Below are 15,297 nucleotides of genomic sequence, written 5' to 3'. Positions count from 1 at the left end.
CTTCAAGACTTGATATTTTTTGCATCCGAAGATGCTGGATATCGTCTTGTGGAGTGCCCACACAGATTGTCTGATAAATTGTTAAAGAGCAGTGAGTTAGGCGCTTTCGCTTGCTAACTCGAGGTGGCGTATACTACGCTTTCCTCTTTCAGAGTCAACCCTAATTTTCAGGATTTTTTCTCTTTCTTCCCGGCCGCTGTGTGAAGTGAATCACTTGCGCCGTGTCGATGGAGGCGCATTATAGGGATCCGAGTTTTTTGCACAACCCCTTTTTTGATCTTTTTTTTCTGTTTGCACACTTTTCAGCCCTTCCGGGTGGATCTTGTGCGATCAGGGCCATTTTCCGCAGGATCCGGCGCTGCTGTTGGTTGTAATTCCATCGCCAGAGTCTAGTATTGCCGGTAAATATGATCCCGACGTGAGGCAGCATTATGTCCGATGCAGTACGTTCTTATCTTCAATACACCCCCAAACTCGGTCAGCGCGTCTTGATCGATCCTTCCAGCGTCGTGATCGGCGACGTCGATCTGGCGGATGACGTCAGCATCTGGCCGCTGGTCGCTATCCGCGGCGACGTCAATGCGGTAAAGATCGGCGCGCGCAGCAATATTCAGGACGGCAGCGTACTGCATGTGACTCACCGTTCCGAACACAACCCAGACGGTTATCCCCTGCTGATTGGGGAAGACGTGACCGTGGGCCATAAAGCGATGCTGCACGGCTGCGCCATCGGCAACCGGGTGCTGGTCGGTATGGGATCGATCCTGTTGGACGGTGTAGTAGTAGAAGACGACGTAATGATTGGTGCCGGCAGTTTGGTGGCGCCGGGCAAGCGCCTGGCGAGCGGCTATCTTTATATGGGCAGCCCGGCACGCCAGGTTCGGCCGTTGACCGCCGCCGAGTTGGAGGGATTGCTTTACTCTTCTAACAACTATGTACGCTGGAAAGACGAATACCTGTCGGAAGATATCTGATGGGCGCCCCGTTCCCTATAAAGAGAACGGGGTAGGATTTATGCCGCCAGCTCGCTGCGCAGCTGGCGCAATACCGGCTCGATCTCTGGCATCACTCCGTGCCAAAGCAGGAAAGCATGCGCCGCCTGCCCCACCAGCATACCCAGCCCATCGGCATATTCCGTTGCCCCCCGCTGCTGCGCCCAGGCCAGGAATGGCGTGACGCCCTGCTGATAGAACATGTCATAACAACGGGTTTTCGCGTTGACTACGCCCGCGGGCAAGGCCGGGATCTCCCCGCTGATGCCGGACGCCGTCGCATTGATCACCAGATCGAACGCTTGCTGATCCAGTTGATCCATCGGCGCCGCCGAGATTTCCCCCAAATGCCGGAAAGCGTGGGCCAACTCTTGAGCCCGGCTGAAGGTGCGGTTAGTGATCGTGAGCCGGCAGCCGAAAGACAGCAGCGGTAGGATCACACCGCGCGCTGCGCCGCCGGCGCCCACCAGCAGAATGCGATCCTGCGGCCGGATCAATTGTTGACGCTGCAGATCGGTCAGCAAACCGACGCCGTCGGTGTTATCCCCCAATAGACCGCCATTCGGCAATACCTTCAGGGTATTGACCGCCCCGGCCATCGCTGCACGCTCGCTCAGCTCGGAGGCGAGCTCATAAGCACGCTCTTTGAAAGGCACCGTGACGTTCGCCCCCAGCCCTCCGGCGTGGATAAACGCCTGCAGGCTGGTTTCAAAACTGTCCAACGGCGCCAACACCGCTCCATAAGGATGCTCAATGCCAGTCTGGGCAGCGAACAGCGCATGAATTCGCGGCGACTTGCTGTGACCAATAGGGTTGCCAAATACCGCAAACTTCTCCATGCCCATTACCTCTAGCCCTGACGGATCTGTTCGCCGGTCAGAGCATCTCTGATTTCGGAAGGATTAAGACGGCCACCCACCTCGCCGGCCAATACCGGGAAAGCAGTGCCGAATTGTCGTGTGACTTCATCCGCACTGCGGCACGGCTCCAACCCACTGAGATTGGCACTGGTCGATACCAGTGGCTTACCGTACTGCCGACACAGCCGCTGCACCAACGGGTGATCGCTAACGCGCACCGCCAGCGAGCTGAAACGCCCGGTCAGTAAACGTGGCGTCTCCGGGCGAGCAGGCAACACCCAGGTTACCGGCCCAGGCCAGCTGGCGAACATCGTCGCGCGCTGCTGTTCGCTGAGCGCACTGTCGTCGATATAAGGCTTAAGCTGCGCATAGTCGGCGGCGATCAGAATCAGCCCCTTTTCCCACGGCCGCTGTTTCAACGCCAGCAGCGCATTGACCGCCTGTTCGCTGTCGGGATCGCACCCCAGGCCGAATACCGCTTCGGTAGGATAGGCAATCACCTGCTGTTGATGCAAAGCATCGATGATAGATACAAGGTTCGGGCTTAATTCTGAGTTCATGATGTGATTATTCTGTAGTCGCGACGGGTTTTCCGCACAGCTTGCTGGCACAGCACAGGACGGGGCCTTTTGCCGTGCGCTTTTCCATCAGCAGCGGATAATGGCAATAGGCACATTCACCGGCGACGGGTTTAACATTGAGGGCAAATTGGCATTCCGGGTAACGATCGCAGGAGTGAAAAACCTTGCCATAGCGCGATTTACGCTGCAGCAGTTTGCCCTGACCGCACTGCGGACAGGTAATGGCGGTTTCGTCAGGCTTATCGATCACTTCAGTGTGATCGCACTGCGGATAATCGCTGCAACCGATAAACATGCCATAGCGCCCCTGGCGCAGCACCAACGTCGCCTGGCACTTCGGGCACTGTTGCCCATCCAGCACCTTGACGATATGCCCGTCGGCCTGCGCTTTCAGCGGGCGAATATATTGGCATTCAGGGTACTGGGAACAACCGAGGAAGGGGCCATGGCGACCGCTACGGATCACCAACTCGGCCCCGCATTCCGGACAGGGTTCATTTTGCCTGGCGGCAAAAATCGCGTTTTTTGTCATAACGTCTTCTATGCGCGTTATCGGCTCAATGCAGATAACCTTCGTTCACTTCAAACAACAGTTCTTCCATTTGCTGATAGGCGCTTTCATATCCGGGGATATTAAACAGCACCATCAACACGACCCATTTCAGATCTTCGAGATCGAATTCCGCATTATCCAAGGCCATAACGCGGTCGATAACCATTTCACGGGTTTCGAGGTTCAATACCTGAATCTGTTCCAGGAACAGGAGAAAACCACGGCAGCCGGCGTCCAAACGCGCGCTTTCCTCTTCGGTGTAGATCCGCATCGCCAGCGGATCGGCATCCATAAAGTAAGGCGCATTTTGACCTTCTTGCAGGTCAGCCAACTTCTCAAGCCAATTCAACGCGTTGTAGATATCATCCCGATGAAACCCCGCCTGAGCGAGATCATCAGTCAGTTGATCCTGATCGACGCGCATCTCTGGTTCATTGTGGATATAAGTTTCAAACAAGTACATGAGTACGTCGAACATGGCTTGCCCTCCTTATTCGGACATAGCCGCCGGGTACAGCTGCGATCCAACCTGCTAACTCCAGTTCGAGTAACTTGATTACCACCACTGGCACAGGTTGGCCGGCACGTTCAGCGACGACGTCAACAGGTGTCACCTCATCTCCTACGTTAGCCAACACATCGGCAAATGGCAATTCAACTTCAGCCTGCGACGCACAAATAGTTGTATTTTCGTTCAGTGGCAGCCAGTGAAGGCCGCTTCCCAGCAATTCTGCGATATCTTTAGGCCCGGTGACCAGGTGCGCGCCCTGTTGGATCAGCCAATGTGTCCCCTCGCTCATCGGGTTCCCTAACGGCCCCGGCAAGGCGAACACTTCACGCCCCTGCTCCAGCGCATAGCGAGCCGTCACCAGAGTACCGCTGCGCAACGAGGCTTCTATGACCAGAACGCCCTGGCTCAGCCCGCTGATAATACGGTTACGGCGCGGAAAATGGTCGGCCAGAGGTAAATCAGTGACCAAATGATCTGAAATCACCGCGCCACCCTGCTCGACAATCTGCTCCGCGAGCCTGCGGTGCCGGCGTGGATAAACATTGGCCAGCCCGCTGCCCAGCACCGCTACCGTGCAACCCCCGGCCGCCAGCGCTGCGCGATGGCAAATGCCGTCGATGCCGATCGCCAAACCGCTGGTGATGGTGAAACCGCAACGCGCCAATTCCTCGGTGAAATAATTGGCCCAACGCTCGCCGTAGTGGCTGAACTGCCGGCTGCCAACCATGGCGAGCTGCGGGCGCAGCAACGCCTGAGGATCGCCCTCGATCAGCAGAAACAGCGGCGCATCGTCGATCTGGGCCAGGCGTTCCGGATAGCCGGCCGCACCGTAGTTCAGCATACGGTGCGCCGGCTCCTCCAGCCAACGCAGGGTCGCGGCCAAATAACCGGGATCCACCTGGTTGAACTGCGTCTGCTGCCGTTCGTTCAACCCCAACTCATGCAGCACGCGGCGAGGCTCGCACCCCATTTGCGATAGCTGCCGCACGATCCGGCTGGCCACAACGGTCTGCAGCCCCGTTACCCCTCGCATCCGTAAAGCGATCTCTTCCGGCCGCATCGTCTGTTCCCTCAGCAAAAACGGTGGTATTACCAATCTGAGCAATTGGTGCACAATGCTGTCAATCAGGCCGGGAAATGTCTAGAATAGAGGTTAAACCTCGTTCATTACTCGGATACAGATCTAAAGATATATGTCAGTCTTGCAGGTATTACATTTCCCAGACGAGCGTCTGCGCAAAGTCGCAGCGCCGGTAAAAGAAGTCAATGCAGATATCCAGCGCATCGTGGATGATATGTTTGAAACCATGTACGCAGAGGAAGGCATTGGCCTGGCTGCGACTCAGGTGGATATCCATCAGCGCATTATCGTGATCGACGTCTCCGAGAATCGCGATCAGCGCCTGGTGCTGATCAACCCGGAACTGCTGGAAAAAAGCGGCGAAACCGGCATCGAGGAAGGCTGTCTTTCCATTCCCGAACAGCGTGCGTTGGTACCCCGTGCCGCGCAGGTGAAGATCCGCGCGCTGGATCGCGAAGGCAAACCTTTCGAGCTGGAAGCGGACGATCTGTTGGCGATCTGCATCCAGCACGAGATGGATCACCTGATGGGTAAACTGTTCGTCGATTACCTGTCGCCGCTCAAGCGTCAGCGCATTCGTCAGAAACTGGAAAAAATGGCCAAGCTTCAAGCCCGCGCCTAACCGATCAGGAAATCAACGTGTCTGACTCTTTACGGATTATTTTCGCCGGAACACCAGACTTCGCAGCGCGTCATCTTGACGCGCTGTTGTCATCTGAGCACCAGATTGTCGGCGTTTTTACCCAGCCCGACCGCCCGGCAGGCCGCGGCAACAAGCTGACGCCAAGCCCGGTCAAAGTACTGGCTGAACAACACCAACTGCCGGTCTTTCAGCCCAAATCGCTGCGCCCCGAAGAAAACCAACGCCTGGTGGCCGATCTCCACGCCGACGTGATGGTGGTGGTTGCCTACGGGCTGATCCTGCCGCAGGCGGTGCTGGATATGCCGCGTCTCGGTTGCATCAACGTACATGGCTCGCTGCTGCCTCGCTGGCGCGGCGCGGCACCGATCCAGCGTTCGCTCTGGGCCGGCGACAGCGAAACCGGCGTCACCATCATGCAGATGGACGTCGGTCTCGATACTGGCGACATGATGCACAAGATTGCCTGCCCGATTGAGAGCAGCGATACCAGCGCCAGTCTCTACGACAAGCTGGCACAGCTCGGCCCGCAGGGCATGCTGACTACGCTGCGCCAAATGGCAGACGGCAGCGCCACCCGCGAAGTGCAGGACGAAGCGCTGGTCACCTACGCAGAGAAGCTGAGCAAAGAAGAAGCCCGTCTGGACTGGAATCTGTCCGCCGCTCAGTTGGAACGTTGTATCCGCGCCTTCAACCCTTGGCCGGTCAGCTACTTCACCATCGACGATCAACCGGTGAAAGTGTGGCAAGCCAGCGTACTGGCGCAAAGCGCCAACGCGGAGCCAGGCACCGTTGTCCATGCCGACAAACACGGCATTCAGGTGGCGACCGCCGACGGCATCCTCAATCTGATCCAACTGCAGCCCGCCGGCAAGAAACCGATGTCGGCGCAAGACCTTTTAAATTCACGTCGTGAATGGTTTACCCCGGGTAACCGGCTGTAAGTCACCCCACTGCCCGGCCGTTCATCGCCGGGCCGTTATTTTCTTAATGCCGATCGTTATCAGCTTCAGCCTATGAAAAATAATTACAATCTCCGCAGCATCGCTGCCAAAGTCATCGGCCAGGTGCTGGATCAAGGGCAGTCGCTCAGCACCGTCCTGCCAGCGCTCCAAACCACCATCAGCGATAAAGATCGCGGGTTGCTGCAGGAACTGTGTTTCGGCACGCTGCGCGTGCTGCCGCAGCTCGAATGGTGCATTCAGCAATTGATGGCCAAGCCGCTGACCGGCAAGCAGCGTACGCTGCACTATTTGCTGATGGTCGGCCTGTATCAGCTGCTGTATACCCGTATCCCGGCGCACGCCGTATTGGCGGAAACCGTGGAGGGCGCGGTAGCGCTGAAACGCCCGCAGTTGAAAGGCCTGATTAACGGCGTCTTGCGGCAATTCCAGCGCCAGCAGGAAGAGCTGCTGCAGCGCGCCGCCAACAATGACAGCCGCTATCTGCACCCAAGCTGGTTGCTGAAACGCCTTCAACAAGCCTATCCCGCCAACTGGGAACAGATCGTCGACGCCAATAACCAGAAGCCACCGATGTGGCTGCGCGTCAACCGCCTGCATCACACTAGGGAAGCTTATCTGCAGTTGTTGACCGACGCCGGCATCGCCGCAGAACCTCACGCAGACTATGCCGATGCAGTGCGTTTGCTGACACCTTGCGCCGTGACCGATCTGCCTGGGTTCGCCGACGGCTGGATCACCGTGCAAGATGCCTCAGCCCAGGGCTGTGTCGATCTATTGGATCCGCAAGACGGTGAACAGATCCTCGATTTGTGCGCCGCGCCTGGCGGTAAAACCACGCATATTCTGGAAGCGGCACCGAAAGCGCACGTCATGGCGGTCGATATCGACGAACAGCGCCTGGCGCGGGTGAAAGAAAACCTGCAGCGCCTGCGTTTGCATGCCGAAGTTAAGCTGGGTGATGGCCGCACCCCGCAGCAATGGTGCGGTGACAAGCAGTTCGACCGGATCCTGCTGGACGCGCCTTGTTCCGCCACCGGCGTGATCCGCCGTCACCCCGATATCAAATGGCTGCGCCGCGATCGCGACATCGCCGAACTCGCCGCGCTGCAGGCCGACATCCTGGAAGCCGTCTGGCCCCATCTGAAATCGGGCGGCGTGATGGTTTACGCCACCTGCTCCATCCTGCCGGATGAAAACAGCAGCCAGATCGCCGCGTTCTTGCAGCGCCACGCCGATGCCAAACTGGTTGAAACCGGCGATGCGCAGCGGCCAGGGCGGCAGAATATCCCGCATCCCGAGGACGGCGATGGCTTCTTTTACGCTAAGCTGATTAAAATGTAATGCTTCGGGGCGTGCACGCGCGCCCTAAGTCTTTCAGTGTGAAGCAGAGAACACGATGAAAATAATTATTCTTGGTGCCGGTCAGGTTGGCGGGACGCTGGCGGAAAACCTGGTGGGTGAAAACAACGATATCACCGTCGTCGATACCGATTCCGGTCGTCTGCGTCAGCTGCAGGATAAATTCGATCTGCGCGTGGTTCAGGGGCACGGCTCTCACCCTCGAGTGCTGCGCGAAGCCGGCGCGGAAGACGCCGACATGCTGGTCGCCGTCACCAACTCCGACGAAACCAACATGATCGCCTGCCAGATCGCCTATTCTCTGTTTAATACCCCCAACCGTATCGCCCGTATCCGCGCGCCGGAATATATCCGCGAGTCGGAGAAACTGTTCCTGCCGGAAGCGGTGCCGATCGACCATCTGATTTCACCGGAACAGTTGGTCATAGACTATATCTACAAGCTGATTGAGTACCCCGGCGCGTTGCAGGTGGTCAATTTCGCCGAAGGCAAGGTCAGCATCGCCGCGGTTAAAGCCTATTACGGTGGCCCGCTGGTCGGCAATGCGCTCTCTTCGATGCGCGAACACATGCCACATATCGACACCCGCGTCGCCGCAATTTTCCGCCAGGACAGACCGATCAGGCCGCAAGGCTCGACCATTATCGAAGCCGGTGATGAAGTCTTCTTCGTCGCCGCATCACAACACATCCGCGCGGTGATGAGCGAACTGCAGCGGCTGGAAAAACCGTATAAGCGCATCATGATCGTCGGTGGCGGCAACGTCGGCGCCGGCCTGGCCGCCAAGCTGGAAAAAGACTACAACGTCAAACTTATCGAGCGAAACCAGCAACGCGCCGCCGAACTGGCCGAGCAGCTGCACGATACCATCGTGTTCTACGGCGATGCCTCCGACCAGGAGCTGCTGGCCGAAGAGCACGTCGAGCAAGTGGATGTCTTCATCGCTATCACCAACGACGATGAGGCCAACATCATGTCCGCCATGCTGGCCAAGCGCATGGGCGCCAAGAAGGTAATGGTATTGATCCAGCGCCGCGCCTATGTCGATCTGGTGCAAGGCAGCGTGATCGATATTGCCATTTCCCCCCAACAGGCGACCATCTCCGCCCTGTTGGGGCACGTGCGCAAAGCGGATATCGTCAGCGTTTCGTCACTGCGCCGCGGCGTGGCGGAAGCGATCGAAGCGATTGCCCACGGCGATGAAAGCACGTCCAAAGTGGTCGGCCGCATCGTCGAAGACATCAAGCTGCCACCAGGTACCACCATCGGTGCGATCGTGCGTGGCGACGACGTTATCATCGCCAATGGCAACAGCAAAATCGAACAGGGCGATCACGTCATCATGTTTATTACCGACAAGAAATTCGTGCCGGACGTTGAACGCTTGTTCCAACCGAGCCCGTTCTTCTTGTAGAACGAATTTATTAGGCGATGGTCTATAATCGCGTAGTTGTTCTCTGCCTTGGGGGAGATAAAACTTCTCTCCTTTTGTGGCAAAGGGAAATTGCTTTGTTAAACTTGAGTTATTAATTCTGCAAGGGGTGCGTTCTATGAGTATGTTGAAAGAGTTTCGCGAATTTGCCATGCGTGGCAACGTGGTCGATTTGGCCGTCGGTGTGATTATCGGTGCTGCATTCGGCAAGATTGTTTCGTCCTTCGTGGCCGATATCATCATGCCACCTCTGGGCCTACTGATCGGCGGCGTCGACTTTAAACAGTTCCATCTGGTTTTACGTGAAGCTCAGGGCGCCGTCCCGGCGGTGGTAATGAACTACGGTTCATTCATTCAAACCGTATTCGACTTCGTGATTGTCGCCTTCGCCATCTTCCTGGCGATTAAATTGATGAACAAAATGCGCCGCAAGCAGGAAGAAGCCCCGGCAGCGCCGCCAGCACCTACCGCAGAAGAGAAACTGCTGACGGAAATCCGTGACCTGCTGAGCCAGCAACAACAGCCAAAACTGTAAAACAGCGTTTGGTTACGCCAATAAAAAGCCACCTGACGAAGGTGGCTTTTTTAATGCCTTAAAACCAGAAGGCCAGTGGTAACTGATCGTTTGATCGTTTACCACTGGCCTCCCAGTTACCGCCTTTGTTGTGTTTTTCTTTACGCCGGTAGCTGCCTTTGCCTTTCACATTCTTTTCTACTCGTTGACGGAATAGCGGATCATGCAGCAGCGCCTCAATGGCGTTATCTTGAATCTGACCTTTAGTGTGACGATATTTCGTCATGATAATGCTCCTGTAAAAGGTGGGGTAATAAAACGGGGCGATAATACTGCCGGCGGTATAAAAATTAAAGTGCCGTCAGCAACCTTTTTTGCCTTTTTCATCGCTGGCACCCTGTTCCAAGGCTTCCAGAATAGAGCAATAATTGCTGGTATGGGCAGTGCCGCAGCACGCATCACTCAGCCGCTTCAGCGATTCGCGCATACGAGTCAGCTCCGCCAACTTGCTTTCTACTTCGCTCAGGCGCGCATCGACGATCGACTTCGACTCTTGGCAGGTATGATGCTCAGGATCGACGCGGATCGACAGCAGCTCGGCGATCGTTTCCAGAGTAAACCCCAGCTGCTTTGCATAGCGAATAAAGCGCAGCCGCTGCAGATCCTGCTCGGTGTAGAGCCGATAACCGCCCTCGGTGCGGACATTGTGATCCATCATGCCCTGCTTTTCATAGTAACGCACGGTATCCGGCGTCACTTCGGCAAGCTTGGCCAACTGACCTATCTTGAACATTACTTCTCCTCCCGGGTGAATTTGCCATCCAATGCACGCTGATATTCGCCATGCAAGAAATCCGTACTCATCCCAGCCTGACGTAATCGATGCTCCAGCAGCGCCATGCGTTTACTGAGTTCGACATAGTCCGGATGCTCACTGCTAATCCCTTGCAGCAAGCGAGCAACGGTCAACGCCTCTTTGCGATCTTCCAACTCCGGTGGCAGGTAACCGGCATTTTTCAGCAGACGGTAACCGGCGCGTAGCTCAGCCGGCACCGCGCTGTCATCTTCCAGCGTCAACGGTTGGCCCTGGCCGGGCAGATTGTCGAACTCGCCTTTATCCTGGGCATCAAGGATATGACGTTCCGCCCATTGATCGAGCAACCCCATGACAGACAGCCTCGGTAAGCCTAATGATGAAGCCTTAGCATAGCGGATAGGGACGGGGATCTTAAGCGCAGCGGGAGAATTACGCACATTTGGCTGGGTTTGGACGTAAAAAAACCGGGCAAGCCCGGTTTTTTTACGCGTCTACAGATTACTCTGCAGTTGCTACTTCTGCTTGAGACTCAGCACGATCAACCAGCTCGATGTATGCCATCGGCGCGTTGTCGCCTGCGCGGAAGCCACACTTCAGAATGCGAGTGTAACCACCGGCACGGCTCGCGAAACGCGGGCCCAGCTCGTTAAACAGTTTTGCCACGATCTCGTTATCACGAGTACGGGCGAATGCCAGACGACGATTAGCTACGCTGTCGGTCTTGGCAAGAGTAATCAGCGGCTCAACAACGCGACGCAGCTCTTTTGCTTTTGGCAGGGTCGTCTTGATGATCTCATGACGAACCAAAGAGCCGGCCATGTTACGGAACATAGCCTGGCGATGGCTGCTGTTACGGTTCAGTTGACGACCACTCTTACGATGGCGCATGACCTTATCCTTCTCAGTAAAACCTTAACCTGTGATCCGGTTACTCGTCAGCAATGCTTGCCGGCGGCCAGTTTTCCAGGCGCATGCCCAGAGACAGACCACGTGAGGCCAGCACGTCTTTAATCTCGGTAAGAGATTTTTTACCCAGGTTTGGCGTTTTCAGCAACTCAACCTCGGTACGCTGTACCAGATCACCGATGTAGTGGATAGCTTCTGCCTTGAGGCAGTTAGCAGAGCGGACAGTCAATTCCAGATCGTCAACAGGGCGCAGCAAGATCGGATCGAACTCTGGTTTCTCTTCTTTAACTTCCGGCTGACGTACATCACGCAGGTCAACGAAAGCTTCAAGTTGTTCAGCCAGAATGGTGGCCGCACGGCGGATCGCCTCTTCAGGGTCGATCGTGCCATTGGTCTCCATCTCGATGACCAGCTTATCCAAGTCAGTACGCTGTTCTACACGCGCAGCTTCAACATTGTAGGCGATACGCTCTACAGGGCTGTAGCAGGCGTCAACCAACAGACGACCGATTGGGCGCTCATCTTCTTCCGAATGAATTCGGGCAGAAGCCGGCACATAACCGCGACCGCGCTGAACTTTGATACGCATGCTGATAGCCGCGTTCTCATCAGTCAGGTGGCAAATCACGTGCTGAGGCTTGACGATTTCGACATCACCATCATGGGTGATGTCGGCAGCGGTCACAGGGCCAATGCCAGATTTATTCAGGGTAAGAATAACTTCGTCTTTGCCTTGAACTCTCACCGCCAGCCCTTTCAGGTTGAGCAGGATCTCCAGGATATCTTCCTGTACGCCTTCTTTGGTGCTGTACTCATGCAGTACACCATCAATCTCAACCTCGGTCACCGCGCAACCCGGCATAGATGAAAGCAGAATACGGCGCAGTGCGTTGCCAAGAGTATGGCCAAAGCCACGCTCTAAAGGCTCAAGGGTCACCTTGGCGTGCGTCGAACTGACTTGCTCGATATCTACCAGGCGCGGTTTTAGAAACTCTGTCACAGAACCCTGCATTGTGTCCTCTCTTTGGTACTAAGCTTTACTTGGAGTAAAGCTCGACGATCAGGTGTTCGTTAATGTCCGCAGACAGATCGGTACGTTCAGGCATACGCTTGAACACGCCTTCCATCTTAGCAGCATCAACTTCCAGCCAAGTCGGCTTTTCACGCTGCTCAGCCAGCTCCAGAGAAGCTTTAACACGAGACTGCTTTTTAGCTTTCTCGCGGATGCTGACTACGTCATTCGGAGATACCTGATAAGAAGCGATGTTAACAACGTGACCGTTTACCATAACTGCTTTGTGGCTAACCAGCTGACGTGACTCTGCACGAGTAGCGCCGAAGCCCATACGGTAAACAACGTTGTCCAGACGACCTTCCAGCAGCTGCAACAGGTTTTCACCGGTGTTGCCCTTCAGGCGGGTTGCTTCTTTGTAATAGTTACGGAATTGACGCTCCAGAATGCCGTACATACGGCGAACTTTCTGCTTCTCACGCAACTGAACACCGTAATCAGACAGACGCGGTTTACGCGCACCGTGCTGACCAGGTGCTTGTTCAATTTTACACTTGGAATCGATCGCGCGAACGCCAGACTTAAGGAACAGGTCTGTGCCCTCACGACGGCTCAGCTTGAGCTTAGGACCCAAATATCTTGCCATTTTCTTTCTCCAACAATCCTAAAAGCTGCGTTACACGCGGCGCTTTTTCGGCGGACGACAACCGTTATGAGGGATCGGAGTCACATCAGTAATATTAGTGATGCGGAAACCAGCCGCGTTCAGAGCGCGGATAGTAGACTCACGACCAGGACCAGGTCCTTTAACCATAACTTCCAGGTTCTTGATACCGTATTCTTTTACTGCGTCAGCACAACGTTCTGCTGCAACCTGTGCTGCGAACGGAGTGGACTTACGAGAACCACGGAAACCGGAACCACCGGCTGTTGCCCAACCCAAAGCATTACCCTGACGATCAGTGATGGTAACGATGGTGTTGTTGAAAGAAGCATGGATATGAGCCACGCCGTCAGAGACTTGCTTTCTTACACGCTTACGTGTACGAACAGGTGCCTTTGCCATTATTCAATAACCCCGATTATTTCTTGATCGGCTTGCGCGGACCCTTACGGGTACGAGCGTTGGTCTTGGTGCGCTGACCGCGTACCGGCAGACCACGACGATGACGCAAACCACGATAGCAACCAAGGTCCATAAGACGCTTGATGCTCAGGGTAATTTCACGACGCAAATCACCCTCAACGGTGTATTTGGCAACTGCATCACGAAGCTTTTCGATTTGCTCTTCAGACAGCTCACTGATCTTAACATTTTCAGCAATACCCGTGGATGCACAGATAGCCTGTGAACGGGTTTTACCGATACCGAAGATCGACGTTAAGGCGATAACGGTATGTTTATGATCAGGAATGTTAATGCCTGCTATACGGGCCACTATGCACTCCTACTATTTTATACAGCAACACCATTCTGAAAAGCCCGTTTTCAGGATACTCAAATAATGTTGCAGTGCGACATACAAAAGATTGGCTGGCTAATCTAGCCAGCTCAACCCAACTTTGCAAGAAAAATATGCGAGATAATCAGCCTTGACGCTGTTTATGCTTCGGCTCGGCGCTGCAAATCACACGAACGACACCGTTACGCTTAACGATTTTGCAGTTACGACATAATTTCTTGACGGAAGCACGAACTTTCATTTTTACTCTCCGTAACTTCTCAAACGAATCTGACTAGCGGTTATAGCCTTTCAGATTTGCTTTCTTCAATGCAGACTCGTACTGACTTGACATCATCAGAGTTTGCACTTGAGCCATAAAGTCCATGATGACGACAACCACGATCAGTAGCGAGGTACCACCAAAGTAGAATGGTACTTTCATTGCATCACGCATGAACTCCGGGATCAGGCAGATGAAAGTAATGTACATCGCGCCCACCAGGGTTAAACGCGTCATTACTTTATCGATATACTTCGCCGTTTGCTCTCCCGGACGAATTCCTGGTACGAAGGCACCGGACTTCTTCAGGTTATCTGCTGTCTCACGCGGGTTGAAGACCAACGCCGTGTAGAAGAAACAGAAGAAGATGATTGCAGACGCATAGAGTAACACATAAAGCGGTTGCCCTGGCTGCAAATACAGCGAAATCGTAGTCAGCCAGTTCCAACCGGTACCGCCCCCAAACCATGATGCAATCGTGGCCGGGAACAGAATAATGCTGGAAGCGAAAATCGCCGGGATAACACCCGCCATATTCACTTTCAACGGTAAGTGTGTACTCTGTGCTGCATAAACACGACGACCTTGTTGACGCTTCGCATAGTTAACGACGATACGACGTTGACCACGCTCGATGAAAACAACGAAGAAGGTTACTGCAAACACCAATACTGCAACCAACAGCAGCAGGAGGAAGTGCAGGTCGCCTTGCCGCGCTTGCTCGATAGTATGGGCCACTGCCGGCGGGAGCCCCGCTACAATACCCGCGAAGATAATGATCGAGATACCGTTGCCGATACCGCGCTCAGTAATCTGCTCACCCAGCCACATCAGGAACATTGTCCCGGTCACCAGGCTCACAACCGCAGTAAAGTAGAATGCAAAGCCTGGGTTTAACACCAGGCCCTGCATACCAGGCATATTCGGCAGACCGGTAGCAATACCGATCGACTGGAATATGGCCAATACCAGCGTACCGTAACGGGTGTACTGGCTAATCTTGCGACGGCCAGCCTCCCCTTCTTTCTTGATTTCCGCCAACGCTGGATGAACCACCGTCAGCAGCTGGATAATGATCGACGCCGAGATATACGGCATGATCCCCAGAGCAAAGATAGAAGCACGGCTGAGGGCACCACCAGAGAACATGTTAAACATTTCAATGATAGTGCCTCTCTGCTGCTCAAGCAATTTGGCAAGCACAGTGGCATCGATACCAGGAATCGGAATGAAAGAGCCGATACGGAAGACAATCAGCGCGCCGATTACAAACAAAAGTCTGCGCTTCAGCTCGCCGAGCCCGCCTTTAGCACTTTGAAAATCTAATCCTGGTTGCTTAGCCATCTGCT

Annotated in this window: 21 protein-coding genes; 6 read left to right on the top strand and 15 right to left on the bottom strand. The window is 54.9% G+C overall.

Features of this window, described 5'->3' with window-relative positions:
* Nucleotides 1-431: 431 nt before the first annotated feature.
* On the top strand, nucleotides 432-974 hold the full coding sequence (locus EKL15_RS07035) for a gamma carbonic anhydrase family protein (RefSeq protein ID WP_004929699.1): 543 nt from the start codon (nucleotides 432-434) through the stop codon (nucleotides 972-974).
* 38 nt (nucleotides 975-1,012) lie between these two features.
* Here the strand turns inward: EKL15_RS07035 and aroE are convergent, their stop codons facing one another.
* The 5 genes from aroE to dprA are packed head-to-tail and all read right to left on the bottom strand — an operon-like array spanning nucleotide 1,013 to nucleotide 4,557.
* The gene (aroE, locus tag EKL15_RS07030) at nucleotides 1,013-1,831 is read right to left on the bottom strand and encodes a shikimate dehydrogenase (protein WP_100396799.1); all 819 of its coding nucleotides are present in this window, start codon (nucleotides 1,829-1,831) and stop codon (nucleotides 1,013-1,015) included.
* An 11-nt stretch (nucleotides 1,832-1,842) separates the two neighbouring features.
* Nucleotides 1,843-2,412: an L-threonylcarbamoyladenylate synthase type 1 TsaC gene (tsaC, locus tag EKL15_RS07025; RefSeq protein WP_047729720.1), complete on the bottom strand. Its 570-nt coding sequence runs from the start codon at nucleotides 2,410-2,412 to the stop codon at nucleotides 1,843-1,845.
* A 7-nt stretch (nucleotides 2,413-2,419) separates the two neighbouring features.
* Nucleotides 2,420-2,965 (bottom strand): type I DNA topoisomerase, encoded by a 546-nt coding sequence (locus EKL15_RS07020; protein WP_019456195.1) that lies wholly within the window; start codon nucleotides 2,963-2,965, stop codon nucleotides 2,420-2,422.
* Nucleotides 2,966-2,990: 25 nt separating this feature from the next.
* Nucleotides 2,991-3,464 carry a DUF494 family protein Smg gene (smg, locus tag EKL15_RS07015; RefSeq protein ID WP_033650013.1) on the bottom strand — a complete coding sequence of 158 codons (474 nt, stop codon included), beginning with the start codon at nucleotides 3,462-3,464 and terminating at the stop codon, nucleotides 2,991-2,993.
* Nucleotides 3,436-4,557, bottom strand: a complete 1,122-nt coding sequence (dprA, locus tag EKL15_RS07010; RefSeq protein ID WP_100396733.1) for a DNA-protecting protein DprA — start codon at nucleotides 4,555-4,557, stop codon at nucleotides 3,436-3,438. The genes smg and dprA overlap by 29 nt, the downstream gene beginning before the upstream one ends.
* A gap of 133 nt (nucleotides 4,558-4,690) precedes the next feature.
* Here dprA and def point away from each other — a divergent pair, with 133 nt between their 5' ends.
* The 5 genes from def (at nucleotide 4,691) to mscL (ending at nucleotide 9,509) form a co-directional block, all read left to right on the top strand.
* On the top strand, nucleotides 4,691-5,200 hold the full coding sequence (gene def / locus EKL15_RS07005) for a peptide deformylase (protein WP_015379260.1): 510 nt from the start codon (nucleotides 4,691-4,693) through the stop codon (nucleotides 5,198-5,200).
* A gap of 17 nt (nucleotides 5,201-5,217) precedes the next feature.
* Nucleotides 5,218-6,162 carry a methionyl-tRNA formyltransferase gene (gene fmt / locus EKL15_RS07000; protein WP_087762904.1) on the top strand — a complete coding sequence of 315 codons (945 nt, stop codon included), beginning with the start codon at nucleotides 5,218-5,220 and terminating at the stop codon, nucleotides 6,160-6,162.
* 72 nt (nucleotides 6,163-6,234) lie between these two features.
* The gene (rsmB, locus tag EKL15_RS06995; protein WP_100396734.1) at nucleotides 6,235-7,524 is read left to right on the top strand and encodes a 16S rRNA (cytosine(967)-C(5))-methyltransferase RsmB; all 1,290 of its coding nucleotides are present in this window, start codon (nucleotides 6,235-6,237) and stop codon (nucleotides 7,522-7,524) included.
* 55 nt (nucleotides 7,525-7,579) lie between these two features.
* Nucleotides 7,580-8,956, top strand: a complete 1,377-nt coding sequence (gene trkA, locus EKL15_RS06990; RefSeq protein WP_004929716.1) for a Trk system potassium transporter TrkA — start codon at nucleotides 7,580-7,582, stop codon at nucleotides 8,954-8,956.
* Nucleotides 8,957-9,092: 136 nt separating this feature from the next.
* Nucleotides 9,093-9,509: a large-conductance mechanosensitive channel protein MscL gene (mscL, locus tag EKL15_RS06985; RefSeq protein ID WP_025304493.1), complete on the top strand. Its 417-nt coding sequence runs from the start codon at nucleotides 9,093-9,095 to the stop codon at nucleotides 9,507-9,509.
* 58 nt (nucleotides 9,510-9,567) lie between these two features.
* Here mscL and EKL15_RS06980 read toward each other — a convergent pair whose 3' ends face one another.
* The 10 genes from EKL15_RS06980 to secY all read right to left on the bottom strand — a co-directional run bounded on the left by EKL15_RS06980 (nucleotide 9,568) and on the right by secY (nucleotide 15,292).
* Nucleotides 9,568-9,774: an alternative ribosome-rescue factor A gene (locus tag EKL15_RS06980; RefSeq protein WP_100396735.1), complete on the bottom strand. Its 207-nt coding sequence runs from the start codon at nucleotides 9,772-9,774 to the stop codon at nucleotides 9,568-9,570.
* A gap of 75 nt (nucleotides 9,775-9,849) precedes the next feature.
* Nucleotides 9,850-10,281, bottom strand: coding sequence for a Zn(2+)-responsive transcriptional regulator (zntR, locus tag EKL15_RS06975; RefSeq protein ID WP_033636251.1), 432 nt, complete (start codon nucleotides 10,279-10,281; stop codon nucleotides 9,850-9,852).
* Nucleotides 10,281-10,655: a DUF1992 domain-containing protein gene (locus EKL15_RS06970; protein WP_047729714.1), complete on the bottom strand. Its 375-nt coding sequence runs from the start codon at nucleotides 10,653-10,655 to the stop codon at nucleotides 10,281-10,283. The genes zntR and EKL15_RS06970 overlap by 1 nt, the downstream gene beginning before the upstream one ends.
* A gap of 148 nt (nucleotides 10,656-10,803) precedes the next feature.
* Nucleotides 10,804-11,193, bottom strand: coding sequence for a 50S ribosomal protein L17 (gene rplQ / locus EKL15_RS06965; RefSeq protein ID WP_004929726.1), 390 nt, complete (start codon nucleotides 11,191-11,193; stop codon nucleotides 10,804-10,806).
* A gap of 40 nt (nucleotides 11,194-11,233) precedes the next feature.
* Nucleotides 11,234-12,223 carry a DNA-directed RNA polymerase subunit alpha gene (gene rpoA / locus EKL15_RS06960; protein WP_002919219.1) on the bottom strand — a complete coding sequence of 330 codons (990 nt, stop codon included), beginning with the start codon at nucleotides 12,221-12,223 and terminating at the stop codon, nucleotides 11,234-11,236.
* A 25-nt stretch (nucleotides 12,224-12,248) separates the two neighbouring features.
* The gene (gene rpsD / locus EKL15_RS06955) at nucleotides 12,249-12,869 is read right to left on the bottom strand and encodes a 30S ribosomal protein S4 (protein WP_025304496.1); all 621 of its coding nucleotides are present in this window, start codon (nucleotides 12,867-12,869) and stop codon (nucleotides 12,249-12,251) included.
* 30 nt (nucleotides 12,870-12,899) lie between these two features.
* On the bottom strand, nucleotides 12,900-13,289 hold the full coding sequence (gene rpsK / locus EKL15_RS06950) for a 30S ribosomal protein S11 (RefSeq protein WP_004929731.1): 390 nt from the start codon (nucleotides 13,287-13,289) through the stop codon (nucleotides 12,900-12,902).
* A gap of 16 nt (nucleotides 13,290-13,305) precedes the next feature.
* Nucleotides 13,306-13,662 (bottom strand): 30S ribosomal protein S13, encoded by a 357-nt coding sequence (gene rpsM, locus EKL15_RS06945; protein ID WP_004929734.1) that lies wholly within the window; start codon nucleotides 13,660-13,662, stop codon nucleotides 13,306-13,308.
* 148 nt (nucleotides 13,663-13,810) lie between these two features.
* Nucleotides 13,811-13,927: a 50S ribosomal protein L36 gene (rpmJ, locus tag EKL15_RS06940; RefSeq protein WP_002227352.1), complete on the bottom strand. Its 117-nt coding sequence runs from the start codon at nucleotides 13,925-13,927 to the stop codon at nucleotides 13,811-13,813.
* A gap of 33 nt (nucleotides 13,928-13,960) precedes the next feature.
* A complete protein-coding gene (gene secY, locus EKL15_RS06935; protein WP_004929740.1) occupies nucleotides 13,961-15,292 on the bottom strand; it encodes a preprotein translocase subunit SecY in 1,332 nt (443 codons plus the stop codon).
* Nucleotides 15,293-15,297: the final 5 nt, after the last annotated feature.

This window comes from Serratia sp. 4542 (genome assembly GCF_016805595.1).
Classification (GTDB): domain Bacteria; phylum Pseudomonadota; class Gammaproteobacteria; order Enterobacterales; family Enterobacteriaceae; genus Serratia; species Serratia nevei.
This window is presented reverse-complemented; position numbering and strand designations above follow the sequence as displayed.